Origin of the sequence: Xanthomonas arboricola pv. juglandis (genome assembly GCF_905367715.1) — a bacterium.
GTDB classification, from domain to species: Bacteria; Pseudomonadota; Gammaproteobacteria; order Xanthomonadales; family Xanthomonadaceae; genus Xanthomonas; species Xanthomonas arboricola.
In genome coordinates this window covers 3634904-3659521 of sequence record NZ_HG999362.1, presented here as the reverse complement: position 1 = coordinate 3659521, position 24618 = coordinate 3634904, and the positions used below count along the sequence as shown (strand labels likewise).

Genomic DNA, 24618 nt, shown 5'->3' with positions numbered 1-24618 from the left:
AAAAGAGGGGAAGGCGCGCCGCGCTCAGGCCTGGCGCGCGTTGCGTTGCAGCCACGCATGCACGTCGGCGGTGCCGTTGACGCGGAAGCGCGCGCTGGTTTCGGCGCGATCGCCGACCAGCACGCTCCAGCCGCCGAGGCGATTGGCTGCTTCGAAACCGAATTCGTCGGTGAGGTCGTCGCCGACGAACACCGGCGTGCGGCCGGCGAATGCGCCCTGCTGCATCAGCTGTTCGACCGCCAGGCCCTTGTTGCTGCCTTCGGGGACGAATTCGACCACGTGATCGCCCGGTTGCAGGCGGTATCCGGAAAGCTGGGCGATTTCCTGCTGCGCAAAAGCGAGCACGTCGGGGCCGGCCAGCGGCTGTGCGCGCCAATGCAGCGCGACGCTGACGCCCTTGTCTTCGACCAGCACGCCGGGGTGCCGGTGCGTGAGTGCGGCGGCACGCTGATGCAGGCCATGCAGCCACTCGGAGGTGTCCTGCGGCATCGCTGCGCGTGCGGCGATGTCGCTGCGCAGTTCGTGTCCGTGCAGGCCGGCGGCCGGAAGCAGCAACGGCGCGAACAAGGCATCCAGTTGCGACAGCGGTCGGCCGCTGACCAGTGCCACGGCGCCCTGCAGGCGGTCGCTTAACTGGCCGATGGCCGCGCGGACCTCGGGCAGGAGCCGCACAGCCTCGGGGCTGTCGGCAAAGTCGATGAGAGTACCGTCCACGTCCAGAAACAATGCGCAGGCATCGTCCAGCAATGGCGGCGACGGAAGGGGGGAGTGCACGTCTGCCATCGCGCTAGTGTGCGCAAGGCGATGTGATATTCAGGTTATGCAACAGCGGGGAGTGGGGATTCGGGAGTGGGATTGGCGATGCGCCGCCCTTGCCAATCCCGAATCCCCAATCCACCCATCCCGGCGTCAGAACGAGTACCGCACCCGCCCATACCAATATGCGCCGTTGCTGCCGATCGGCGAGAGCACGTCGTACGGCAGGTTGCCGAAGTAGGCGATGTCGTCGATGGAGCGGTCCGAGTAGTTGTCGAGAATGTTCTGGCCGCCGATCGCCAGCGTCCACTGCGTGCCCAGGTGGTACTCGGCTTCCAGGTCCAGCTGCCATTCCGCGCCATAGGTCTGGCGTGGCACGAAACCGCCGCCGAAGTCGAACACGCGCGTGGCGCTGCCGTAGCGATTGACCCGGGTCTGCAGGTTCCAGTGCTCGTTGTTCCAGTTGGCGGCCAGCGCGGCGCGTGTACGTGGTGCGGCATCGGTGAGCGTGTTGCTCTCCTCGACACCGAACAGCACGTAGTCCGGGTCCAGCGCGAGCAGCTGCGCCGGGGTGCCGATGACGTTCTTCAACTCGGTCTTGGCGTAGCTGTAGGTGCCGGTCAGCAGCAGGTCGCCGCCGAATGCGTACTGGCGCCAGTTGCCGACCAGCTCGGCGCCGCGGGTGCGGGTGTCGGCGGCGTTGAGGAAATAGCTGGCGCTCTGCACGCCGGCGACGGCGAAGTTCTGCTGCACGAAGTCGGTCAGCGTGGTGCCGGTGATGTCTTCGGACAGCGCGATGCGGTCGTCGATATCGATCTGGAAGAAGTCCAGCGACAGGTCGAAGTGGTCGCCCAGCTGGCTGGTGAAGCCCAGGCTGTAATTGAGCGATTTTTCCGGCTTCAGGTCGGTGGCGCCGAGCGCGCGTGCGATCGGGTTGTTGACCGACAGCAGGCGGCCCTGGGTCAGGCGGCCGGCGGCGTCATAGCCGGTGGACGTGGCTTCGTAGCCGATCTGGCTGAGCGAGGGCGCACGCACGTTGTTGGAGACCGCACCGCGCAGCGCGAACGCCGGGGCGAAGGCATAGCGCGCGGCCAGCTTGCCGGTCCACTGGCTGCCAAAATCCTGGTAATGCTCGTAACGGCCGGCCAGGTCGGTGGAGAACTTGTCGCCGAACTGGCTGGACACGTTGGCATAGGCGCTGGCCACGTTACGCGACAGGTCGGCCTCGTCCTGCGGGGTCAGCCCACCGCCGGCCTGCGAGCCGGTGGGGCGATCGGTGAACGGGCCGGCCGCATAGCTGGCCGGGTCGCCGGCATGGGTGCGGTACTGCTCGCGGCGGAACTCGGCACCGGTGCCGAAGGTGTGGGTGGCGCCGGCCGCATCGAACACGCGGGTCAGATCCAGGTTGCCCACGGTCTGCGCAAAGGCGAAATCGCCGGTCTTGAAGCGTGTGGTGCTGCCCGGGCCGAGCGAGGCGTTGAGCGAGTTGCGCAGCCGGTAGGTGAAGTCGTTGCGGCCGTAGTTGACGCTGGCGTCGTAGTCCCAGCTGCCGAGCTGCCCACGTGCGCCGGCGACGACCTGCAGGTCGCGGTTCTCGCCTTCGGAAATCGGGCGGTAGCCGTTGGGATAGATCTCGCGCCAGTTGGCGCTGCCGTCCGGGTAACGGAAGTAATTGGCGCCTTCGGTGTCGCGCTGGTTGTAGGTACCGAAGGCGTAGAACTCGCCGTTGGCGCTGAAGGGCACCTTGGTGTTGAGCCAGGCGTTCAGGCCCTTGGTGGCGCCATCGCCGAGCACGTAGTTGCGCTTGCCGGCCAGCGCCAGGTTGGCCGGGGTCTGCTCCTCGAACGACGGAATCTGGTCGAAGCCGGCGCGGTTGGTCGCCTCGCGATTCTTCAGCTCCAGGCCGACCTTGAAGAAGCCGCCGTCATCGCCGAGCAGGCTGCCGACCTTGGCGCTGGCGTAGCTGGTCTGGCCGTCGGTGACGCGGCGATTGATCGGCTCCACGTCGGTGTTGTAGGCGCCGAAGCTGGCTTCCAGCTCGCCGCGCTCGGGGTTGTCGTCCAGGATCACGTTGATCACGCCGGCAATCGCGTCCGAGCCGTACTGCGCGCCGGCACCGTCGCGCAGCACTTCGATGCGCTTGATCGCATTGATCGGGATGGAATTGAAATCCACCGGGGTGGTGCCCTTGCCGATCTTGCTGTCGGTATTGACCAGCGCCGAGGTGTGGCGGCGCTTGCCGTTGACCAGCACCAGCACCTGGTCGGGCGAGAGCCCACGCAGCTGCGCGGCGCGAATATGGTCGGCACCACCGGAGTTGGACTGGCGCGGGAAGTTGAACGAGGGCAGCAGCGCCTGCAGCGCGCTGCCCAGCTCGCCGTTGACCACGCCGGCCTTGCGGATGTCTTCGGCGGTGAGCACGTCCACCGGCACGGTCGATTCCAGCACGGTGCGGTCGCTGGCGCGGGTGCCGGTGACGATCACGGTGTCCAGCGTGGTAGCGCCGGGGGCGGCCTTCTGGGCCTGGGCGTTGGCGCTCAACACGGCGGCCACGGCCAGGCCGATAGCCGAAAGGGTGGGGCGGGTCATCTTTCTCTCCTGCGACAGCAACTGCGAACGCGCCGCGCGGACGGCATCCGGCCGGGCAGGGGCGCAAAGGGGTTCGGATCGTCCACATTCATCCGGATGGAGAGATATTATCGCGTTGTTCAGGCGCGTGCGAGATGGCACAGTGCGCGCACGCCGGCATCAGCTGATGCCGGCCCTGCATGAGCCCGCCCCGATCCGTCGTAAACGTACCCGTTGTGGAGAAGTCGATGAAGTTGCTGCCGTCCTGCCTGCTTGCCGCCATGCTGGCGCTGTCCGCCTGCGCCACCACCCCCGGCGGCGCGCCGGGCCCGACCACTGCCAGCCTCCAAGGCGATGCGGCGCGGCCGGCGGCGGCGCGCGGCTGGGTGCGCAGCGAGCTGTACTTCGGGGTGGGCGAGGAAACCGGCCCGGCCGATCGCCCGCAGACCCGTACCATCGACGAAACCCAATGGCGCGCGTTTCTGGACAAGGAAGTGACCCCGCGCTTTCCCGACGGCCTGACCGTGTTCGACGCCTACGGCCAGTGGCTGTTCCGCGGTGCCAAGGAGCCGAATCGGCTGGGCACCAAGGTGCTGGTGATCCTGCACGAGGACACCCCGCAGCGGCGCAACGACATCGAGGCGATCCGCCTGGCCTGGAAGCAGGCCACCGGCCACCAGTCGGTGCTGTGGTCGCGGCAGGCGGTGGAGGTGTCGTTCTGAGTCTGGCGACCATGCGGCTTGAACATCTGCAGCGACTGCGCGTGAGCGCTGCACGCACGCTGCTGTTTGCCGCACTGGGCGGGCTGTCGTTTGCGTGCTCTGCGCGCGACACCAGCGTGCAGGTGACGCTGGACGCAAACACGCAGGCGACCGCCACACTGGTCGGCGCACGCCTGCATGTGGTGTTGGGCCCGGGCGGCAAGGAGCAATGGTTCGACGCGAACCTGGACGAGGGCGAAGGCGGCGCCGGTGTGGACAGCGACGACTACAACTTCGACGGACATCCGGATCTTGCGGTGTCGGCGATGCTTGGCCAGGTCAACGAAGCGGTGCTGGTATTTGTGTTCGATCCGGCGCAACGGCGCTTTCGTGCGCTGACCGCGCCCACGCGCCCGGCAGTGCAGTGCGAAGGCTTCTTCAATCTGACGCCCGACAAGCAGCAGCGCAGCCTGACCAGCTCCTGCCGCAGCGGGCCGATGTGGTACGCCGATGTGTATCGCTACGCGTCCGATGGGCGGTTGTATGTGGCCAGGACGCAGCAGCCGATCGCCTCGCCCGACATCCAGACCTTGCTGGATCCAGGCACCGGCGATGGCATGCCACTCTCGGTGTGGCCCAGTTACGACGCCCGCGGGGCGAAGGTTTCAAGCGAGATCGGCACTACCCTGGACGCGCCGATGCCGGTGCAACTGCGCGTGCAGGTGGCGCGTCTGCCGCTATACGCCACCCCTACTGCGACCGGCACCAAGCGCTATCTGGTGCAGGGCGATCGGGCCGACGCGCTGGATGTCAGCGCCGATGCCACGCGCGTGCAGGTACGCTATCGCAGTGCCGGCCGTGGCGACATCGTCGGCTGGATCGAGGTCGCTGCGGCGATGAAGTAGGGCCGTTGCTGCCACGCAGCCGCCTGGCATGGAACAGACCGGCGCAATCGCGGCGACACGCTCTGATCCACCGCGCCGCTGTCGCACGTGCGGAGCAGCGGCTACCATCGGGCGATCCCCACGCTTCCTGGCTCCCATGTCGGCCCCTTCCTCGCGTACTGCGGCATCGCCGCGCTGGTTCGTCGCCGGCGACCTCAATGGCTTCTTCGGCCTGGTCGTCGACAATCTCTCCATCCTCGGTTTCATCGCGATGGCGTTGGTCGGGATGTTCCAGTTCCCGGCCGAGGTGGTGTTCGGGCGCATGTTTCCCGGCACCGCGTTCGGCGTGCTGGTGGGCAACCTGCTCTACACCTTGATGGCGCGGCGGCTGGCCGCACGCACCGGGCGCGACGACGTCACCGCGATGCCGCTGGGCCTGGATGCGCCGACCAGCATCGGCATGGCGCTGTTGGTGCTGGGCCCGTCATTCGTCGGCTTCAAGGCACAGGGACTGGACCCGCAGGCGGCTGCCATCGCCACCTGGAAACTCGGCATGGCCGCGTTGGTGGTGATGGGCCTGCTCAAGCTGGTGCTGTCGTTCGTCGGCGAGGCGGTCACGCGCGCGCTGCCGCGCGCGGCCTTGCTGGGTTCCATCGCCGGCATCGCGCTGGTGTTGATGGGCTTGCTGCCACTGCTGGAAACCCTGCGTTCGCCGGTGGCCGGCTTCGTCACCCTGGGTTTGTTGCTGTACGTGCTGCTCGCCAAGGGCCGGTTGCCGACCAAGTTGCCCGGCGTGCTGGTGGCATTCGTGATCGGCACTGCGTTGTATTACGGGCTGGGACTGGCCGGCCTGGGTGCACCGGGCTTCGCGGTGCCGGCATGGACACCGCCGCAGATCGTGTTGCCGCTGCCCAACCTGGGCTTCATCGACGGCCTGCCCGCCACGCTGGCGTACCTGCCGCTGCTGCTGCCGTTCGGCCTGTTGATGGTGGTGGGCGGCATCAATGTCAGCGAGAGCGCACGCGCTGCGGGCGATGACTACCGCACCCGCGACATCCTGCTGGTGGAAGCCCTGGCGACGCTGGTCGCAGGCGTCTGCGGCGGGGTGGCGCAGACCACGCCCTACATCGGCCAGCCGGCCTACAAGCACATGGGCGCGCGCTCCGGTTACACGCTGCTGACCGGACTGTTCGTCGGCATCGGCGGCATGCTCGGTGTGATCTCCGGTTTGGTGCAATGGCTGCCACTGGCGGTGCTGGCGCCGATCATCGTGTACGTGTCGATCGACATCACCACGCAGGCGTTCCAGGCCACGCCCAGGCAGCACGCCGGTGCGATGGTGCTGGGCTTTCTGCCATCGGTGGCCTACTTGCTGACCATCAAGGCGCCGGGCTGGATTCCGCCCGATCAACTGATCGCACTGACCACCAAACTCGATGGGCATGGCCTGCCGGAGCTGGCGGTGATCTTCGTGTTGGGCAACGGTTTCATCATCACCGCGATGCTGTGGATCGCCGCCGTGGCGGCGATGATCGATGGCCGGCTGCGGCGCGGCGCGGTGTTTCTGCTGGTGGCCGCGGGGCTGACGCTGTTCGGTCTGATCCATTCGGTGGACCCGCGCGGCGGCATCTATCTGCCGTGGTCGCTGCACGGCCTGGCGCGTGTGATCAGCTGGCAGTTCGTGGGTGCCTATGTCGCGCTGGCGGTGACTCTGCTGCTGCTCTCGCTGCTGCCCGCACGCGAGGAGGCAGTGCAATGACATCCTGCTCCAGCGTGTTGCGGGTAGTCATCGGTGGCGCACTATTGCTTGGCGCCGGCGGTGCCTGGGCGGCCTCGTTCGATTGCAAGCAGGCCGGCACGGCGGTCGAAAAACGGCTGTGCGCGGTGCCGGCGCTGGGCAATCTGGACGATCAGCTGGACGAATCCTATCGGGCGCTGCTGGACACCACGCCGCGTGGCGCGGTCGCGGGCGTGCGTGATCAGCAACGCGCCTGGCTGCGGCAGCGCAATGCCTGCGCGCAGGACGCCAAGCTGGACGACTGCCTGCAACGCACATTGAAGGCCAGGGCCGATGTGCTGGCCAAGGCGCTCGTTGCGCAGCAACAGGCGCTGGATCGCATCATCGCCTTGATTCCCACTGCGCCTGCCGATGCCGCGCGCCAGTTGCAGGGCTACGACACGCCGCTGGCTTCGGCGTGGCTGGCGTATCTGCATCAGTTTGTCCCCGCCGCGGGCGTGGATGCGAAGCTGGCGAGTGCGCGGTTTGAAAGTGCACGCAAGGCGCTGCGCAAGGTCGACGACTTCGCCGCATCCTTGCTCGACGATGTGGATGGCATGCCCGCCATGCAGGCGCAGGAACGCGTGCTGACATTGCTGCGGATGTGGATCGAACGCGACAACAGCGATCATCGTCCTTACGTGCATTGCTTCATCTTCGCCGCAGTGGGCGAGCCGGCGTATGAGGCGTTCGGGTCGCTGTATGGCTCGACACGCGACGGGTTCGCGCCGATCTGCGAGCCGCCGGGCGGTCTGTTTGCATTGGCGAGCTGGAAGCAGCTGGATGCCGGCTTCGACGGGTTGATCGAGGCCCTGAGCAAGGACGCCGGCACCATTCGCTATGCCAGTTACGCCGAGTGGAAAATCATCGCGTTACGCGCGTCGGTATCGCCACTGCTGTACCTGACACCGGCATTGCGCAAGCGCTACGGCGAGGATCCGGACAAGGCGATTGCGGCCTGGACCGGGGAAGACAGCGACTGGCCGGCGGCACAGCGCAAGGCCGTGCGCGCGTTGCTGCCGAAGGTGCGCGCCGACACGGCCGCATGGCTGGTGCGCGAGAAGCGCCTGCCTGCGAAGCAGGCAGAGCAGGCGGCCGCCGCGATCGTGGCGGCCTGGGTGAACGCGCGGCTGGATTTCGCAAGCTGAGAGCGGCGGAGACAGCCACTCGCGGCCATCGGGCGGGCGGCGTTGTCGTTTGATGTGGCAACGCTGGTCGTTCTGGTTCGAGCGTTGGCGATGTGGGTGAGCGAGAGTCAAAGCCTAACCAGAGCTGGAGCTGGAGCTTGCGATCTGCGGCCTGGCTGCAGGGCCCTTGCCCGCCCACCCTCGCAGGACACGCCGCAAGTACGTCCTTGTAGGCTCTTACGCGGCATCCATGCCGCGTAAGGTCCCGCGACGGTGGGCGGGCAAGGACCAGTGGAGATGGTCTGTGTGCACGGGTAAGAGCAGTGCGCAATGTGCGTTGTTCGATACTCGACGTCCGACACACGCGCGACAAGCAGCTTTTCACGAGATTGCTTTTGGTGTTGTGCTCCAAAGGACTGGACGACGCCGATGTATCAGCTGCAGAGCGGTTGATCTGCCGCTTGGCTGCGGGGCCCTTGCCCGCCCACCATCGCAGGACACGCCGCAAGTACGTCCATGTAGGCTCTTACGCGGCATCCATGCCGCGTAAGGTCCCGCGACGGTGAGCGGGCAAGGGCCAGTCGAGAGGGTCGGTGTGCATGGTTGCAAGCAGAGCATGAGGTGCGCTGGACCAACTCGGCTGCCAGTTCTAGCGCTGCTGCCAGCGTTTTCTGCCAGAGGCAGGCATCCTCGCGGCCAATCGCTCTTGTGCGACGCACATGGTCTGCTTGATGGCGTCATCGCCGCACATTGATGGAACCACCGCAATATCTCGTGGTCACACCCTGGATGTTGTCGATGTAAGGAGTTCCACGATGCAATCCAAGTCTTCGCGTTGGCCCTGGCTGCTGGCGGTGCCGGTGGTGGCTGGCGCCGCCTGGTGGCTATTCAGCGGGTCACCCAATACGCCGGGCGCATTGCCTGCGCCGATCAGCCAGACCGCCAGCGCCGTGGCGGCGGCCGTGACCCCCGCGCCGCCGGCACCGGCCGGGCCGCGCCATCCGGTGCAGCAGCCCTCGGCCGATGCCGCCGACGCTGCGATTCCTGCGCTGGCACAGAGCGATGCCGCTGCGTGGCAGGCCTTGCTGGAACTGGTGCAGGACGATGGCGCCTTGTCGATCGTGCTGCGCAAGCACCTGATCGAACGCGTGGTGGTGATGATCGACAATCTCACCCAGCCCAGCATCAGCCGTCGCGCCTCGGTGCTGCAGCCGGTGGCGGGCGAATTCGCAGTGTCCGATGCCAGCGGCAGTGTGGTGATCGATCAGGCCAATGCGGCGCGGTATGCGCCTTATGTGGCGGCGTTCACCCAGGTGGATGCGCAGGCGCTGGTGCGCAGTTATGTGCGTTTCTATCCGCTGTTCCAGCAGGCCTATGCCGATCTTGGTGCGCCAGACCGCTACTTCAACGACCGCGTGATCGACGTGATCGATCATCTACTGCGCACGCCCGACCCGGTACAGCCGATCAGGGTGCAGCGCGACGAGCGTGGCCGTTATCGTTTTGTCGATCCCGCGTTGGAGTCGCTGTCGGTCGGTCAAAAGGCGCTGCTGCGGTTGGGGCCGGCGCAAGCGGGTGCAGTGAAGGCGCAGTTGCAGCGGATCCGGACGGCATTGCTGCAAGGACGTTGACGCGGTGTGGGATGACGCGAGGAGAAGGCCGCCCGAATGCGGCCTTGCATGCATGGATGCAGCGTCGTGCGCCAGCCCAGCAGGGAAACAACGCAACTTCGGCGGCACGCGGTGCATAGCGCGCCGCCTTCGCTTACGCCGCATCCAGCTCCGGATAGTGCCGGAAGATGCCATTGGTATTGAACGCCACGCGCCGTTCGGAGGCCAAATAGGCCGCGAAGCGTGGGCGAGCGGCCACGCGCTCCTGCAAGGCCTTCAGGCCGGGAAGATCGGCTGACAGTGTCTTCATGCGCTTGGGGAACATGTATTCCAGCCCGCTAGTCAGTTGGAACAACGACAGATCCACATAGGAATGCGTGCCAAGCACATGCGTGCCGCCGGCCTGTTGCAGCACCTGCTCGAAGTAGCCCAGGAACTTGGGCAGGCGGTTGTCGCGCAGATCCTTGGCGCGCTTGGCTGCCTCGGCTTTCTGGTCTTCGTAATACAGGCCGGTGGCGATCGGATGATGGCTGTCGTGCACCTCGGCCACCAGGTCGGCGATGGTCAGCTGCAACTGCAATGCCTGGATGCGCTGTGCGTCCGAGTCCGGCACCAGCTGCAGTTGCGGTCCGATGACATGCAGGATCGCCGCCACCTGTGCAACCACCGTGTCGCCGGCCTTGAGGAAGGGCGGCGCGAACGGCTGCGCGCCGGCCTGGTGGCCTTCCAGAAAGGCATTCATCACCTCATCGCCTTCGACACGCGCCACGTCGGTGTAGTCGGCGCCGGCGTCTTCCAGTGCGAGTCGGACGAATTCGCCGCGGCCTTGCAGGCCGGTCCAGTAATAGAGCTGATAGTGCATGCGCTGCTCCGCGATCGATGGCGCTACAGCGTAGAAACCGCGCGGCTAGGCGGGCGTGAGCGAAGCGTCAGCGGGCTGTGACCCGATATCGTCGTGCGGTTGCGCCAGCAACCAGGCCAGCTTGCGCGCGCGTGGTTGCTGCTTGAGCTGCCACTCTGCGCGCGAGGCGGCGGCGCGGTCCACATACGGATGGCTGGCAAGCAGTTCCAGCGGCGGGTTTGCACGGGTATAGCGCGCGCCGGTGCCGCGCTGATGCGCCTGGAAGCGCCGTTCCAGATCGTTGGTGATGCCGGCGTAATAGCTGCCGTTGCGACATAGCAGCAGATAGAGGTGCCAGGGCTTGGGTGCATCCATGGGCCCATTATCGCCATTGGCCTGGTGTCGTGCAGCGAGGATCTTGGCGAGCGCTGGTTACGGGTGGTCGACACGCGGCGGCGCGTGAGTGAATAACCACCTAAACATTGGTTATTTGACGCTCGCGGCCGCTGCAAACAGCATGCGCTACTGCATTGCAGCGCCGTGTCGGCCTGCACCGCGGCAGGGTCGCCGTGCATGCATGGCGCTCGCCAATTCGCAAGAAATCTCCCCACGCTGCTGCACGACAGCCGACGCGACGAAAGGACGTACATGCCTGCGCGACACCGGACCTCTGCAAGGATCCTCGCTGCTTCGAGATGGTTGGCCAGGCCGCAGGTGCTGGCGTGGAGTCTGGCGTGGGCATGTGCGCCGGTGCTGGCCGATGAAGTGGGCGAGGCTGCTGCGACGCCGGAGCACGCTGCGCAAACCCTGGGCGCGGTCACGGTGACCGCCACGCGCCGCGAAACCACCTTGCAGCAGGTGCCGGTGGCGGTATCGGTGGTGCAGGGCGAGACGCTGGAGCGCGAAAACCGCAACAGCGTGGCCGACCTGCCGGCGCTGGTGCCCAGCCTGAGCTTTCGCAACGGTGCCTCCAACAAGGACACCTCGTTGTTCCTGCGTGGCGTGGGCACCATCTCCACCTCGCCAGGCGTCGAGCCCAGCGTGGCGACGGTGATCGACGGCGTGGTGCTGGGGCGTCCGGGCCAGGCCACGCTGGACCTGCTCGATGTCGAGCGTATCGAAGTCCTGCGCGGGCCCCAGGGCACCTTGTTTGGCAAGAATGCCTCCGCCGGCGTGCTCAATATCGTCAGCAAGCCGGCGCCGGAGCTGTTCGGCGGCTACGTGGATTACTCGCACTTCGGTGGCGGCGACGAAGACCGCGTGCGTGCCAGCGTCGGCGGCACGCTGGTGCCGGAACTGCTCAAGGCCAGCGTGTCGGCATTGTGGGCCGAGTACGGCGGCAACGTGCGCAATGTGGCCGACGGCCAGACCGTCAACGGCTACCGGCGCGCCGGCGCGCGCTTGCGGCTGGACCTGAGCCCGAACCCGGATTTGAACGCGACGCTGCTCGCCGACTACCTGCAATCGCACAGCGACGCGCCCAGCGGTGTGGTGGTGGACAGCACGCGTGCCGACTTCGCCGCGGCGCTGGCACCGGTCATCGCCAGGGACGACAACCGACAGATCAACAGCGATTACCGCACGTACCTGGACGACATCAACAAGGGCGCCTCGCTGCAGCTGGACCAGCAGTTCGGCGATGCGCTGCTGACCTCGATCAGCGCGTGGCGGCAATGGGACAACACCCAGTTCCAGGATGGCGATCGCACCGCGCAACGCAGCGCGGCGTTTCCGTCCTCGCACGACCGTGGCGACCTGGGGTACACGCAATATTCGCAGGAAGTGCGCATCCAGACCCCGCGCGACCGTGCGGTGGAGGCGGTCGCCGGGCTGTATTACCTGCATGCGCGCAATGACGAAACCTACCGCCGCACGGTGACGACGCCGACCGCCAGCAACGTGGGCGTGGCCGATTACGCCACCCGCGCGGAAACCTATGCCGCCTTCGGCGAGGCCACCTGGCATTGGCGCCCGGATCTGCGTGCGCTGCTGGGCGCGCGCTTCACCCGCGACACGCTCGACTACCGGCATCAGCGCGTGTCCAGCTCGGCAACCGCAGTCACCGGCATCCAGCCGTCCACCGCAAGCAGCGGCAGCACCGCAGACAACGGCGTGTCCGGCCGCGCCGGCCTGCAATACGACGTCGACGCGCGGACCACCGGTTACATCACCTATTCGCGCGGCTACAAGGGCCCGGCCTACAACGTGTTCTTCAACATGCAGCCGCGCGATACGCCGGCGCTGAAACCGGAGACCTCCAATGCCTGGGAGCTGGGCCTGAAGGCGCGCGCCCTGGACGATCGCCTCAGTGCGAACGTGGCGCTGTTCCATACCGAATACGCCAACTACCAGGCCAACTTCTTCGACACCGTGGCCGGGCAGGTGGTGACGCGCCTGATCAACGCCGGGCAGGTGCGCACGCAGGGCCTGGAACTGGATCTGGACTACCGGCCCACCGAGCGGCTCAGCCTGGCTGCCTCGCTGGCCTACACGCAGGCGCGCATCCAGCGGTTTGCCTGCCCCACCGCAGCGGCGGCCACCTGCAATGTCGACGGCCGGCCGTTGCCGTTTTCGCCGGACTGGAAGGGCAATCTGCGCGCCGGTTACCGGGTGCCATTGCGCGGCAGCCTGGCGCTGGAATTCAACGGCGACGTGAGCTGGCAGGACAGCGTGCAGTACGACCTCAGCCAGACCCCGCAGACCATCCAGGGCCCGTATGCGATCTGGAATGCCAGCATCGCACTGGCCGACGATGTGCATGGCTGGCGGGTGGCGGTGCTCGGCCGCAATCTCGGCGACCGCTCATACGCCCCGTTGCTGGCCAATGCCACCGGCAACGTGTTCCGGCTGGTGCCACGCGACGACCAGCGCTATGTCGGGCTGCAACTGCACAAGGATTTTTGACGATGTCCGTGATGTTTGTTGATGCTGATTCGAGCAATGCAGGCGCACCGCACGGTGGGCTGCGATGAGCGCTGCACGGCAGCTCTCGCTCGGTGCGTTCCTGATGGCCACCGGCCATCACGTGGCCGCATGGCGGCACCCGCAGGCCAGTGCCGACCCGCTGGTGTTCGACCATTATCGCGAGATGGTGCGCATCGCCGAAGCCGCCAAGTTCGATGCGGTGTTCGTGGCCGACAGCCTGGCTGCGGCCGGTGGGCCGGTGGCGTCGCGGATGGCACGCTCCAGCCTGTTCGAACCGCTCACGCTGCTGAGTGCGTTGGCAGTGGTGAGCGAGCGCATCGGCCTGATCGCCACCATGACCACCAGCTACAACGAGCCGTATCACGTGGCGCGCAAGTTCGCCTCGCTGGATCATCTGTCCGGTGGGCGTGCCGGCTGGAATCTGGTCACCTCCGATGCTGCCGACGAAGCATTGAACTTCAACCGCGACGCGCATTACGTGCATGCCGAGCGTTATGCGCGGGCGCGCGAATTCCAGCAGGTGGTCGCGGGGCTGTGGGACAGCTGGGACGACGATGCCTTCATCGCCGACACCGCTGCGGGCGTGCATTACGATCCGGCGCGGCTGCATGTGCTGGACCATCGCGGCGCGCACTTCCAGGTCCGCGGCCCGCTCAACATCGCGCGTGCGCCGCAGGGACATCCGGTGCTGGTGCAGGCCGGCTCGTCCGAGCCCGGGCGCGCGCTGGCTGCGGAAACCGCCGAGGTGGTGTTCACCGCGCAATCGTCGCTGGCAAAGGCGCAGGCGTTCTATGCCGACATCAAGGGGCGGCTGGAACAGTTCGGGCGCGCGCGCGATGCGTTGAAAGTGATGCCGGGTGTGTTCATCGTGGTCGGGCAGAGCCAGGCCGAGGCGCAGGACAAGTTCGCGCAGTTCCAGGAGCTGGTGGAGCCGGAGGTCGGCATCGCGCTGCTGTCGCGCATGCTGGGCAACTTCGATCTGTCCGGCTATCCCCCCGATGGCCCGTTGCCGGAGCTGCCGCTCACCGAAACCGGCCAGCGCAGCCGCCAGCAGTTGTTCACCGAGCTGGCCGGACAGGAGCAGCTGAGCATTGCCCAGCTCGGTCGGCGCATCGCAGGCGGACGCGGGCACTACAGCCTGATCGGCACGCCGACACAGATTGCCGACGAGCTGCAGGCCTGGTTCGAAGGCGAGGCCGCGGACGGTTTCAACGTGCTGGTGCCACATCTGCCCGGCGGCCTGGCCGATGTGGCCACGCACGTGGTGCCCGAGCTGCAGCGGCGTGGACTGTTCCGGCGTGAATATGCAGGACGCACCCTGCGCGATCATCTGGGGCTGGCACGCCCCGTCAATCGCTTCAGCGCACGCTGACTCACCGGATACCCTGATGACCTATCTCGCACATCCTGATCGTTACGACCGTATCGCCTACCGCCGTGTCGGCCGCAGCGGCCTTGTCCTGCCTGCGCTGTCGCTGGGCCTGTGGCACAACTTCGGCGACAGCACACCGATCGACACGCAGCGCGCATTGCTGCGGACCGCTTTCGACCTGGGCATCACCCATTTCGATCTGGCCAACAACTACGGCCCGCCGTATGGCAGCGCGGAAATCAACTTCGGCCGCCTGCTGCGTGAAGACTTCAAGCCGTATCGCGATGAATTGATCATTTCCACCAAGGCCGGCTGGGACATGTGGCCGGGTCCGTACGGGCAGGGCGGCAGTTCGCGCAAATACCTGCTGTCCAGCCTGGATCAGAGCCTGCAGCGGCTGGGCGTGGACTATGTGGACATCTTCTACTCGCACCGCTTCGATGCGGACACGCCGCTGGAAGAGACCGCCGGCGCATTGGCCAGTGCGGTGCAGCAGGGCAAGGCGCTGTACGTGGGCGTGTCGTCGTATTCGGCAGCGCGCACGCGCGAGATCGCCGCGTTGCTGCGCGAGTGGAAGGTGCCGCTGCTGATCCACCAGCCGGCCTACAACCTGTTCAATCGCTGGGCCGAGCACGAGCTGTTCGATGCGACCGACGAGGTCGGCGCCGGGGTGATCGCATTCACGCCGCTGGCGCAGGGCCTGTTGACCGGCAAGTACCTCGATGGCGTCCCCGGCGATGCGCGCGTGAATCGTCCCGGTGGCGACTCGCTGCGGCCGGAACATCTGTCCGAGGCCAACCTGCAGCGCGCACGCGGGCTGGATGCGATCGCGCAGCGGCGTGGACAGAGTCTGGCGCAGTTGGCATTGGCCTGGGTGCTGCGCGACCCGCGGGTGAGCTCGGCCTTGCTGGGTGCAAGCCGCCCGGAGCAATTGATCGAAAACGTCGCGGCCTTGCAGACAGCGCAGTTCAGTGCGGAAGAGTTGGCCGAGATCGATCGCTTTGCGGTCGAGGGTGGCGTCAACCTCTGGGAAAAACCGTCCACCGATTGGCAATGAGGAACACTCCGATGCGCTACCGCTTTTTGATTGCTGCGTTGCTGTTGTCCGGCCTCGCATGGCTGCAACCCGCAGCGGCGGCCGAGCCGGCGCAGCTGCGGATCGGCTATCAGAAAGCGGTGTCCAGCCTGGTGCTGGCCAAGCAGCATCGGTTGCTGGAGCAGCGCTTCCCGCGCACCAGAATCAGCTGGGTCGAGTTTCCAGCCGGCCCGCAGCTGCTGGAAGCCTTGAACGTGGGCAGCATCGACCTGGGCGGTGCGGGCGATATTCCGCCGCTGTTTGCGCAGGCCGCCGGTGCTGATCTGCTGTACGTGGGCTGGGTGCCGCCCACGCCCAAGGCTGAGACCATCCTGGTGCCGGCCAGCAGCACGCTGCGGCGGGTGGCCGACCTCAAGGGCAAGCGGGTTGCCTTCCAGAAGGGTTCCAGCGCGCACAACCTGCTGCTGCGCTTGTTGGTCAAGTCCGGCCTGAGCATGCGCGACATCACGCCGTTGTATCTGTCGCCGGCCAACGCTCGTGCGGCGTTCGCGGCCGGGCAGGTGGATGCCTGGGCGATCTGGGACCCGTGGTATTCGGCATTGACGCTGGATGGCAGCGCACGCCTGCTCGCCAACGGCGAAGGGCTGGGATTGACCGGCGGGTTCTTTCTTTCCTCGCGGCGTTACGCCACCGCGTGGGGTCCGTTCGTGCAGCAGGTGATGCTGCAGCTCAACCAGGCCGATGGCTTGCTGGAGCGCGACCGCGCCGGCAGCATCAAGGTGCTGGCGCAGGTCAGCGGGCTGTCGCCTGCGGTGGTCGAGCGCACGCTGGCGCATCGTCCGCCGGCCAGCGTGCAACCGCTCAGCGCCGAGGTCATCAAGGCGCAGCAGGCCACTGCCGATCTGTTCTACGCGCAGCGCCTGCTGCCCAAGCGCGTGCTGGTGGCCCCGGCGGTATGGCGTGCACCCGTGGTTGCTGCGGTGCAAGCGGCAGACAAGCAGGCGGCGGGCAAGTGATGCGTGGAAGCAGTACTACATCCGCAAGCAGGAGCGCATGCGCAGGCCAGAACGCGTGCTCAGCATCCGTGAGCGGGCAGGCGCATACCGCTGTCTCGCTGCATCGCCCCAACAGCAAGGCCGCGCGATGAGTCGCCGCTCGCAGCGATTAGGCAACGTGCTGGTGCCCTGGCTAGTGCCGCTGGCCTTGCTGGTGGCCTGGCAGGTCGCGGCCTTCGGCGGCTGGTTGCCGCAGCGCATCCTGCCCGCGCCGGATGCGGTATTCCACGCCGCAGTGACGTTGGTACAAACCGGCGAGTTGTGGCAACACCTGGCGATCAGCAGCTGGCGTGCGGCGGTGGGCCTGGCCATCGGCGGTAGCATCGGGTTTACGCTGGGCCTGCTCACCGGCGTGTCGCGTGTGGCCGAACGCCTGCTCGACAGCACCTTGCAGATGCTGCGCAACGTGCCGCATCTGGCGCTGATTCCGTTGGTGATCCTGTGGTTCGGGATCGACGAGGGCGCCAAGCTGTTTCTGGTGGCGCTGGGCACGTTCTTCCCGATCTATCTCAATACCTATCACGGTATCCGCAGCGTGGACCCGGCCTTGATCGAGATGGCGCGCAATTACGGCTTACGTGGCCCGCAGCTGTTTGTCGATGTGTTGTTGCCCGGTGCGTTGCCGTCGATTCTGGTCGGCTTGCGCTTTGCGTTGGGCCTGATGTGGCTGACCCTGATCGTGGCCGAAACCATTTCCGCCAGTTCCGGCATCGGCTATCTGGCCACCAACGCACGCGAGTTTCTGCAGACCGACATCGTGGTGGTGGCCATCGTGCTGTACGCGCTGCTCGGCAAGCTGGCCGATCTGGCCGCACGCGGGTTGGAAGCCTGGTGGCTGGGCTGGCATCCGGCGCAGCAACGGCGTGCGGAGCTGCGCCGATGAGCGGAACAGACACCGGCCTGCCGCTGAGCCTGCGCGGCATCGGCAAGCGTTGGGGCGACAGCGAGGTCTTGCGTGGTATCGACCTGGAGATTGCACCCGGCGGCTGCGTGGCGGTGGTCGGGCGCAGCGGCTGCGGCAAGAGCACCTTGCTGCGCGTGATCGCCGGGCTGGAAGCGGCCGATACCGGCACCGTCGACAGCGGTCATGCAGCGCTGGCAGCGCAGCGCGATGCGGTGCGGCTGATGTTCCAGGACGCGCGGCTGCTGCCGTGGAAGCGCGTGATCGACAACGTGGCGCTGGGCCTGGGGCGTGCCGGGCGTGTGCAGGCACAGGCGGCGCTGGATGCGGTGGGGCTGGGTGCACGCGGTGGCGAGTGGCCGGCGGCGCTGTCCGGCGGTCAACGCCAGCGCGTGGCCCTGGCGCGCGCACTGGTACATCGGCCGCGGCTGCTGTTGCTGGACGAACCGCTGGGCGCACTGGATGCGTTGACGCGCATCGAGATGCAGCAGCTGATCGTGCAGTTGTGGCGGGAGTACGGCTTCACCCTGGTGCTGGTGACCCACGATGTGGCCGAGGCGAGTGCGCTGGCCGATCGCATCGTGCTGATCGAGCATGGCCAGGTCGGCCTGGATCTGCCGGTGCCGGTGCCGCATCCGCGTGCCCCCGGCGCGCCGGCCCTGGCGGCAATCCAGGCGCAGGTGCTGTCGCGTCTGCTGGGGGCATCGCACGTTCCGGCGTCAGCGGCTGCGGAGAATCCTGCCGTGGCGCCTGCGTCGCTGCCGCTGCGGCGGATCGTCTAACGACATGTCCGTCGGCCTGGGGTGGTCCAGGTCAGTGGGCGAGCCCACACCGCCCGGCCCAGGCGCCACCGCGTGTGAGCCGGTCCTGCTGCCCCGTATCGGCACCTGCGCAGCCGCCAAACCTTGAAACCCCGCACGGCAGCCGCATCTGCACGGTATCGTCGGCGTCGCCGGCCACCAGTTCAGAGGATTATCCCCATGCGGATGGACAAGCTCACCTCGCGGTTCCAGCAGGCGCTGGCTGACGCGCAGTCGCTGGCCGTGGGCCGGGACCACAACATCATCGAGCCGGTGCACGTGCTCGCCGCATTGCTCGACCAGAGTGGTGGCAGCACACGCCCGCTGCTGTCGCAGGCCGGCGTCAACGTGCCGCTGCTGCGCGAGCGGCTGGGCGAGGCGCTGGACACGCTGCCCAAGGTCTCCGGGCAGGAAGGCAATCTGTCGATCGGCAACGATCTCAACCGCCTGCTCAACCAGACCGACAAATTGGCCCAGCAACATGGCGACGCCTTCATCGCCAGCGAGTGGTTCGTGCTGGCCGCCGCCGACGATGCCAGCCCGCTGGGCGTGGCCTTGCGCGCGGCCGGCGGCGACAAGAAGAAGATCGAAGCCGCCATCGACAAGCTGCGCGGCGGCGAGACCGTGCAATCGGAAAACGCCGAGGAACAACGCCAGGCGCTGGAAAAATACACCATCGACCTGACCGCACGTGCCGAGAGCGGCAAGCTCGATCCGGTGATCGGCCGCGACGAAGAAATCCGCCGCACGATCCAGGTGTTGCAGCGGCGCACCAAGAACAACCCGGTGCTGATCGGCGAACCCGGCGTGGGCAAGACCGCCATTGTCGAGGGTCTGGCCCAGCGCATCATCAACGGCGAAGTGCCCGAAGGCCTGCGCGGCAAGCGCGTGCTGTCGCTGGACATGGGCGCGCTGATCGCTGGCGCCAAGTTCCGCGGCGAGTTCGAAGAACGGCTGAAGGCGGTGCTCAGCGACCTGTCCAAGAACGAAGGCCAGATCATCCTGTTCATCGACGAGTTGCACACCATGGTCGGCGCCGGCAAGGCCGATGGCGCGATGGACGCCGGCAACATGCTCAAGCCGGCGCTGGCGCGCGGCGAGCTGCATTGCATCGGCGCCACCACACTGGACGAATACCGCAAGTACATCGAAAAGGACGCGGCGCTGGAGCGGCGTTTCCAGAAGGTGTTCGTGGGCGAACCGACGGTGGAAGACACCATCGCGATCCTGCGTGGGCTGAAGGAACGCTACGCGGTGCATCACGGCGTGGAGATCACCGACCCGGCGATCGTTGCCGCCGCCACCTTGTCCAACCGCTACATCACCGACCGCCAGCTGCCGGACAAGGCGATCGACCTGATGGACGAGGCGGCATCGCGCATCCGCATGGAGATCGACTCCAAGCCGGAAGAACTCGATCGCCTGGAGCGCCGCCTGATCCAGCTCAAGATCCAGCGCGAGATGCTGAAGAAGGAAAAGGACGACGCCTCGCGTCAGCGCCTGGCCGATCTGGAAAACGACATCGACAAGCTCGAGCGCGAGTTCTACGACCTCAACGAGTTGTGGAAGTCGGAAAAGGCCGCGCTGCAGGGCACCACCAAGGTCAAGGAGCAGATCGAGCACGCCAAGCTGGAACTGGAGGCCGCGCAACGGCGTCAGGACTACGCCAAGATGAGCGAGATCCAGTACGGCGTGCTGCCGCAGCTGGAAAAGCAGATGGCGCTGGCCAACGAGGTCGAACATCACGACTTCAAGCTGGTGCAGGACCGCGTGACCGCCGAGGAAATCGCCGAAGTGGTGTCGCGCTGGACCGGTATCCCGGTCAACAAGATGCTCGAGGGCGAACGCGACAAGCTGCTGCGCATGGAAGACGAGCTGCACCAGCGCGTGGTCGGCCAGAACGAGGCGATCAAGGTCGTCTCCGACGCGGTGCGGCGTTCGCGCGCCGGCCTGTCCGATCCCAATCGTCCGAGCGGCTCGTTCCTGTTCCTGGGTCCGACCGGCGTGGGCAAGACCGAGTTGTGCAAGGCGCTGGCGGACTTCCTGTTCGACAGCACCGAGGCGATGATCCGCATCGACATGAGCGAGTTCATGGAGAAGCATTCGGTCTCGCGGTTGATCGGTGCGCCTCCGGGCTATGTGGGCTATGAGGAGGGCGGCTATCTGACCGAGGCGGTGCGGCGGCGTCCGTATTCGCTGATCCTGCTGGACGAGGTGGAAAAGGCGCATGCCGATGTCTTCAACATCCTGCTGCAGGTGCTCGACGACGGCCGCTTGACCGATGGCCAGGGCCGCACGGTGGACTTCCGCAACACCGTCATCGTGATGACCTCCAACCTGGGCTCGCACCAGATCCAGGAGCTGTCCGGCGACGGCAGTGCCGAGGCCTATACGCAGATGAAGGCAGCGGTGATGGGCGTGGTGCAGGCGCATTTCCGCCCGGAGTTCATCAACCGGCTCGACGACATCGTGGTGTTCCATCCGCTGGACAAGGCGCAGATCAAGTCGATCGCGCGCATCCAGTTGCATGGGCTGGAAAAACGCCTGTCCGAGCGCGGCCTCAAGCTGGACCTGGACGATGCGGCGCTGGAATTGCTCGGCAATGTCGGTTTCGATCCGGTGTATGGCGCGCGCCCGCTCAAGCGTGCGATCCAGTCGCAGGTGGAAAACCCGCTGGCCCAGCAGATCCTGTCCGGCCAGTACCTCGGCGGCGACACCGTGCGCGTGCGTGCCGAGGGTGGGCGGCTGGTGTTTGGCAAGGGCTGAGTGAGTAAGGATCGTCCCGCAGAATGCGGGACGATCCGCTGACGTCGGGCAACGTGTTCGGATGGTGTTCCGGAGCAAGCAGTCTCCCGGTACTATCGGGCCAGAGACCCACGGAAGAAACACAGATGCGCATGGCTGATCTGATCATCGGTATCGTCATGTGGACAGGCTCGGCAGTTGCAGGCCACGCCGCCCAACCACCGGATTTCGTGGCTGCCGTCGATGCCTATGAAGCAAAGGACTATTTGCGCTGCGCGGAAATTTTAGGCTCGCTGCAACGCGCTTCCATCCCGTTTCCACAAAATGCGCAGCTGCTGCAGGTGGAATGTCTTGCGGCAGCTGGCCGCACCGATGAAGCGTTGCGTTATCTCGATTCGGAGATTCCGCACGGTCGTATCGCTGTTGAAGACCTGCGTGATAAAGATCGTCCCGGACTCAATCGACTGCGCAAGACCGAGGCGTGGCCAGCGTTGTTGGCGAAGGCAGAGCGTCTTGGTGCGCAGCAAAATGCTTTTTTGGATCAAGCGCTGCGACAGGAACTGCTGGTGCGTGTAGAAAAGGACCAGCAGGTCCGTCGCGCCGCGATTGCTGCCGGCGGAAAGCCGGAAGATTGGGCACGCATCGCACCGGTCGATCGCGATAACACCGCATGGTTGAAGCAAGTCGTCGCACGCCAAGGCTGGCCAGGCAATGCACTGGTTGGAGAGGACGGCGCAGAGGCCGCGTGGATACTGGTACAGCATGCCGATGCAGATCCGACGTTTCAGGCGCAGATGTTGCCGTTGCTGGAAGCGGCGCTTTCCCGCAGAGATGTAGCGGCAGACCATGTTGCGTTGCTGACTGATCGCGTGTTGCGTGCACAAGGCAAACCGCAGCGTTACGGAACGCAGTTTGAGACCGAGGCAGACGGGTACATGTCGCTGCAACCTACCGAGGACGAAGCGGGACTCGATGCGCGGCGGCGCGCAGTGGGGTTGCCGTCCATTGCCGATTACAAGCGGATGCTGCAAGAGACGTATCACACGCCAGTGCGTTGATCGTCGCGCACTGGGTACGCAATCGCGTAGTCAAACCGGGCGTCAACGGAACTAACCGCTGGCGATGTCGTCATGGCGTGCTGGCATGAGGTGCGGGCCGGTAGCCGGGTATTGTCGAATGTCCTGTCCGAGCGAGCCGCGCCATGACCGATCCGCAGTGGAAGCCCGAAACCATCGCCGTGCACGGCGGCTATCAGCCCGATCCCACCACGCGGGCGGTGGCGGTGCCGATCTACCAGACCGTCGCCTACGCCTTCGACGATACCCAGCATGGCGCGGACCTGTTCGACCTCAAGGTGCAGGGCAATATCTACAGCCGCATCATGAATCCGACCAACGCCGTGCTGGAGCAGCGCGTGGCTGCGCTGGAAGGCGGCATCGGTGCGCTGGCGCTGGCCTCCGGGCAGGCCGCGGTGACCTATGCGATCCAGACTATCGCCGAGGCCGGCGACAACATCGTCTCCTCCAGTGCCTTGTACGGCGGTACCTACAATCTGTTCGCGCATACCTTGCCGCAGTTCGGCATCAGCACGCGCTTTGCCGATTATCGCGATCCGCAGGCGTTTGCCGGCTTGATCGATGAACGTACCAAGGCAGTGTTCGTGGAGTCGATCGGCAATCCGCGCGGCAACATCACCGATATCGAGGCCGTGGCCGCGGTGGCGCATGCGCACGGCGTGCCGCTGATCGTGGACAACACCGTGGCCACGCCGTCGCTGCTGCGGCCGATCGACTTCGGCGCCGACATCGTGGTGCATTCGTTGACCAAGTATCTGGGCGGCCATGGCAACAGCATCGGCGGGGCGATCGTGGACAGCGGGCGCTTCCCGTGGGCGGCGCACAAGCAGCGGTTTGCGCGCCTCAACGAGCCGGACGTGAGCTATCACGGCGTGGTCTACACCGAAGCGCTGGGTGAGGCGGCGTACATCGGCCGTGCGCGCGTGGTGCCGCTGCGCAATACCGGCGCGGCGCTGTCGCCGTTCAACGCATTCCTGATCCTGCAAGGCATCGAAACGCTGCCGTTGCGGATGGAGCGCATCAATGCCAACACGCTGGCGATTGCGACGTATCTGCAGCAGCACCCGCGGGTTGCCTGGGTCAATTACGCCGCGTTGCCGGATCATCCGGAGCATGCGTTGGCGCAGAAGTATCTGGGCGGGCATGGCTCGGGCGTGCTGACCTTCGGCCTGCCCGGCGGGCGCGCGGCCGGCGCGCGTTTTCTGGATGCGCTGCAGTTGTTCACGCGGTTGGTGAACATCGGCGATGCGAAGTCGCTGGCAACGCATCCGGCATCGACCACGCACCGTCAGCTGGGCCCGGCCGAACTGGAACATGCCGGGGTCAGCGAAGACACGGTGCGGCTGTCGATCGGCATCGAGCACATCGACGACCTGCTGGCGGATCTGGAGCAGGCGCTGCAGGGGGCGTGAGGTTTGATAGCCGTGACCTGAGCAGGGGTGCGGGAAGAGACGAGCTAGCCTCTCTCTCGTCGGGGCGAGGAGGCACAGCTGGCGCGCCATGGGCGCGCGTGCCTTGGAGCGCCCGCGCCGCAAGCGCGGGCCGGGGGGCGGTGCTGGGTTGGGGTTGGGTATGGCGAAGCACATTGCCTCTCGGTACTGGCTTCGGTAAAAGCGGCAGCGCGGCCGGGGATCGGCTCTTCGGCTCGGCAGACATCCTGTCTGACTCGCCGTCGCGGCACATCCGTGTGCCGCTCTCCGCCGATCCCCGGCCACGCTGCCGCCTCGGCACGTTGTTGCCGCGACTTCGAGTTGCCGCGACTTCGAAAAGTGCTGAACGCGGTCAGGACGAAGTCGCCCGAAGCCCCTCTCACGTCGGGGAGAGGAGGCACAGCTTGCGCGCCATGGCGCGCGTGCCTTGGAGCGCCCGCGCCGCAGGCGCGAGCCGGGGCGCGGAGCGGGGGTTGGGGTGAGGGCACGGGGGCGAAGCCCACTCGCATGTGCGAGATGACGCTCGGTGGCAGGCATGCGGACATGCCGGCAGCCCCGGCATGCTGCTTCCATCCATGGCATGAGGCTTCGCTCCGTACCCTCATCCGCCCCTTCGGGGCACCTTCTCCCGGTGGGAGAAGGAATCGGCCATTCGCCATCCAGACGCGTGGAGACGCGTTGCGCCTGGCCGCCTGCCGCAGACCTCGGAGGTGCCCTGGGCCAATCCTGCTACCATGCGCGCCCCTGAGGTGACTGCCGGTTTGCCGGTGGTTTAAACGGGAATCCGGTGCGCGGATCGCCTTGGCGAACTGCAATGCCGGAGCTGCCCCCGCAACGGTGGGCGAGGTCAGATGCCGCAACACGCCACTGTGCAGTCGCATGGGAAGGCGCGGCATCGGAGGCGCAGGCTTCCACTCGCGAGCCCGGAGACCGGCCTGAGGGATTGAACCGGCACGCGGTGGGCGTGGCCTTGATCGTCTGGCGCTGCCGCGTGGACGCCTGGCCCGTTGCTGT

At 66.4% G+C, this 24618-nt stretch carries 18 protein-coding genes and 1 riboswitch; of the genes, 14 read left to right on the top strand and 4 right to left on the bottom strand.

What is annotated here, in order from left to right; translation table 11 throughout:
• Positions 1–24: 24 nt before the first annotated feature.
• Entirely contained in the window at positions 25–783 is a 759-nt protein-coding gene (gene otsB, locus KHN93_RS15870) for a trehalose-phosphatase (protein ID WP_047129187.1), read from the bottom strand.
• A 126-nt stretch (positions 784–909) separates the two neighbouring features.
• Complete coding sequence (locus tag KHN93_RS15865; RefSeq protein WP_104559981.1) at positions 910–3345, bottom strand: TonB-dependent receptor plug domain-containing protein; 2436 nt, start codon at positions 3343–3345, stop codon at positions 910–912.
• A 227-nt stretch (positions 3346–3572) separates the two neighbouring features.
• On the opposite strand from KHN93_RS15865, the gene KHN93_RS15860 reads away from it, so the two are divergent.
• From KHN93_RS15860 to KHN93_RS15840, 5 genes are all read left to right on the top strand, one after another.
• Entirely contained in the window at positions 3573–4046 is a 474-nt protein-coding gene (locus KHN93_RS15860; protein ID WP_024939416.1) for a DUF3574 domain-containing protein, read from the top strand.
• Positions 4013–4930, top strand: a complete 918-nt coding sequence (locus tag KHN93_RS15855) for an XAC2610-related protein (protein WP_425600155.1) — start codon at positions 4013–4015, stop codon at positions 4928–4930. The genes KHN93_RS15860 and KHN93_RS15855 overlap by 34 nt, the downstream gene beginning before the upstream one ends.
• A gap of 136 nt (positions 4931–5066) precedes the next feature.
• On the top strand, positions 5067–6668 hold the full coding sequence (locus tag KHN93_RS15850; RefSeq protein ID WP_211920704.1) for a SulP family inorganic anion transporter: 1602 nt from the start codon (positions 5067–5069) through the stop codon (positions 6666–6668).
• A complete protein-coding gene (locus KHN93_RS15845) occupies positions 6665–7834 on the top strand; it encodes a lysozyme inhibitor LprI family protein (RefSeq protein ID WP_211920702.1) in 1170 nt (389 codons plus the stop codon). The genes KHN93_RS15850 and KHN93_RS15845 overlap by 4 nt, the downstream gene beginning before the upstream one ends.
• A 794-nt stretch (positions 7835–8628) precedes the next feature.
• A complete protein-coding gene (locus tag KHN93_RS15840) occupies positions 8629–9444 on the top strand; it encodes a DUF3014 domain-containing protein (protein WP_104559889.1) in 816 nt (271 codons plus the stop codon).
• A 133-nt stretch (positions 9445–9577) separates the two neighbouring features.
• Here the strand turns inward: KHN93_RS15840 and KHN93_RS15835 are convergent, their stop codons facing one another.
• Together KHN93_RS15835 and KHN93_RS15830 are read right to left on the bottom strand one after the other, a co-directional pair.
• On the bottom strand, positions 9578–10285 hold the full coding sequence (locus tag KHN93_RS15835) for a glutathione S-transferase (protein WP_211920700.1): 708 nt from the start codon (positions 10283–10285) through the stop codon (positions 9578–9580).
• Between the two features lie 45 nt (positions 10286–10330).
• Positions 10331–10639, bottom strand: a complete 309-nt coding sequence (locus KHN93_RS15830) for a GIY-YIG nuclease family protein (protein ID WP_104559887.1) — start codon at positions 10637–10639, stop codon at positions 10331–10333.
• A 273-nt stretch (positions 10640–10912) separates the two neighbouring features.
• Between KHN93_RS15830 and KHN93_RS15825 the strand changes: the two genes are divergently transcribed.
• From KHN93_RS15825 to KHN93_RS15785, 9 genes are all read left to right on the top strand, one after another.
• Complete coding sequence (locus KHN93_RS15825) at positions 10913–13168, top strand: TonB-dependent receptor (protein WP_244812129.1); 2256 nt, start codon at positions 10913–10915, stop codon at positions 13166–13168.
• Positions 13169–13232: 64 nt separating this feature from the next.
• On the top strand, positions 13233–14561 hold the full coding sequence (locus KHN93_RS15820; RefSeq protein ID WP_104559886.1) for an LLM class flavin-dependent oxidoreductase: 1329 nt from the start codon (positions 13233–13235) through the stop codon (positions 14559–14561).
• A 16-nt stretch (positions 14562–14577) separates the two neighbouring features.
• A complete protein-coding gene (gene mgrA, locus KHN93_RS15815) occupies positions 14578–15618 on the top strand; it encodes an L-glyceraldehyde 3-phosphate reductase (RefSeq protein ID WP_211920698.1) in 1041 nt (346 codons plus the stop codon).
• Positions 15615–16613, top strand: a complete 999-nt coding sequence (locus KHN93_RS15810) for an aliphatic sulfonate ABC transporter substrate-binding protein (RefSeq protein WP_104559884.1) — start codon at positions 15615–15617, stop codon at positions 16611–16613. The genes mgrA and KHN93_RS15810 overlap by 4 nt, the downstream gene beginning before the upstream one ends.
• A 127-nt stretch (positions 16614–16740) precedes the next feature.
• Positions 16741–17535, top strand: coding sequence for an aliphatic sulfonate ABC transporter permease SsuC (gene ssuC / locus KHN93_RS15805; protein WP_104559883.1), 795 nt, complete (start codon positions 16741–16743; stop codon positions 17533–17535).
• Positions 17532–18335: an ATP-binding cassette domain-containing protein gene (locus KHN93_RS15800; RefSeq protein WP_104559882.1), complete on the top strand. Its 804-nt coding sequence runs from the start codon at positions 17532–17534 to the stop codon at positions 18333–18335. The genes ssuC and KHN93_RS15800 overlap by 4 nt, the downstream gene beginning before the upstream one ends.
• A 198-nt stretch (positions 18336–18533) precedes the next feature.
• On the top strand, positions 18534–21119 hold the full coding sequence (gene clpB, locus KHN93_RS15795; protein WP_102255979.1) for an ATP-dependent chaperone ClpB: 2586 nt from the start codon (positions 18534–18536) through the stop codon (positions 21117–21119).
• Positions 21120–21244: 125 nt separating this feature from the next.
• Complete coding sequence (locus KHN93_RS15790; protein WP_104559881.1) at positions 21245–22156, top strand: DUF6624 domain-containing protein; 912 nt, start codon at positions 21245–21247, stop codon at positions 22154–22156.
• 143 nt (positions 22157–22299) lie between these two features.
• On the top strand, positions 22300–23586 hold the full coding sequence (locus tag KHN93_RS15785) for an O-acetylhomoserine aminocarboxypropyltransferase/cysteine synthase family protein (protein ID WP_016901315.1): 1287 nt from the start codon (positions 22300–22302) through the stop codon (positions 23584–23586).
• A gap of 748 nt (positions 23587–24334) precedes the next feature.
• A riboswitch (cobalamin riboswitch) is annotated at positions 24335–24557 on the top strand.
• The last annotated feature ends 61 nt before the right edge of the window (positions 24558–24618 follow it).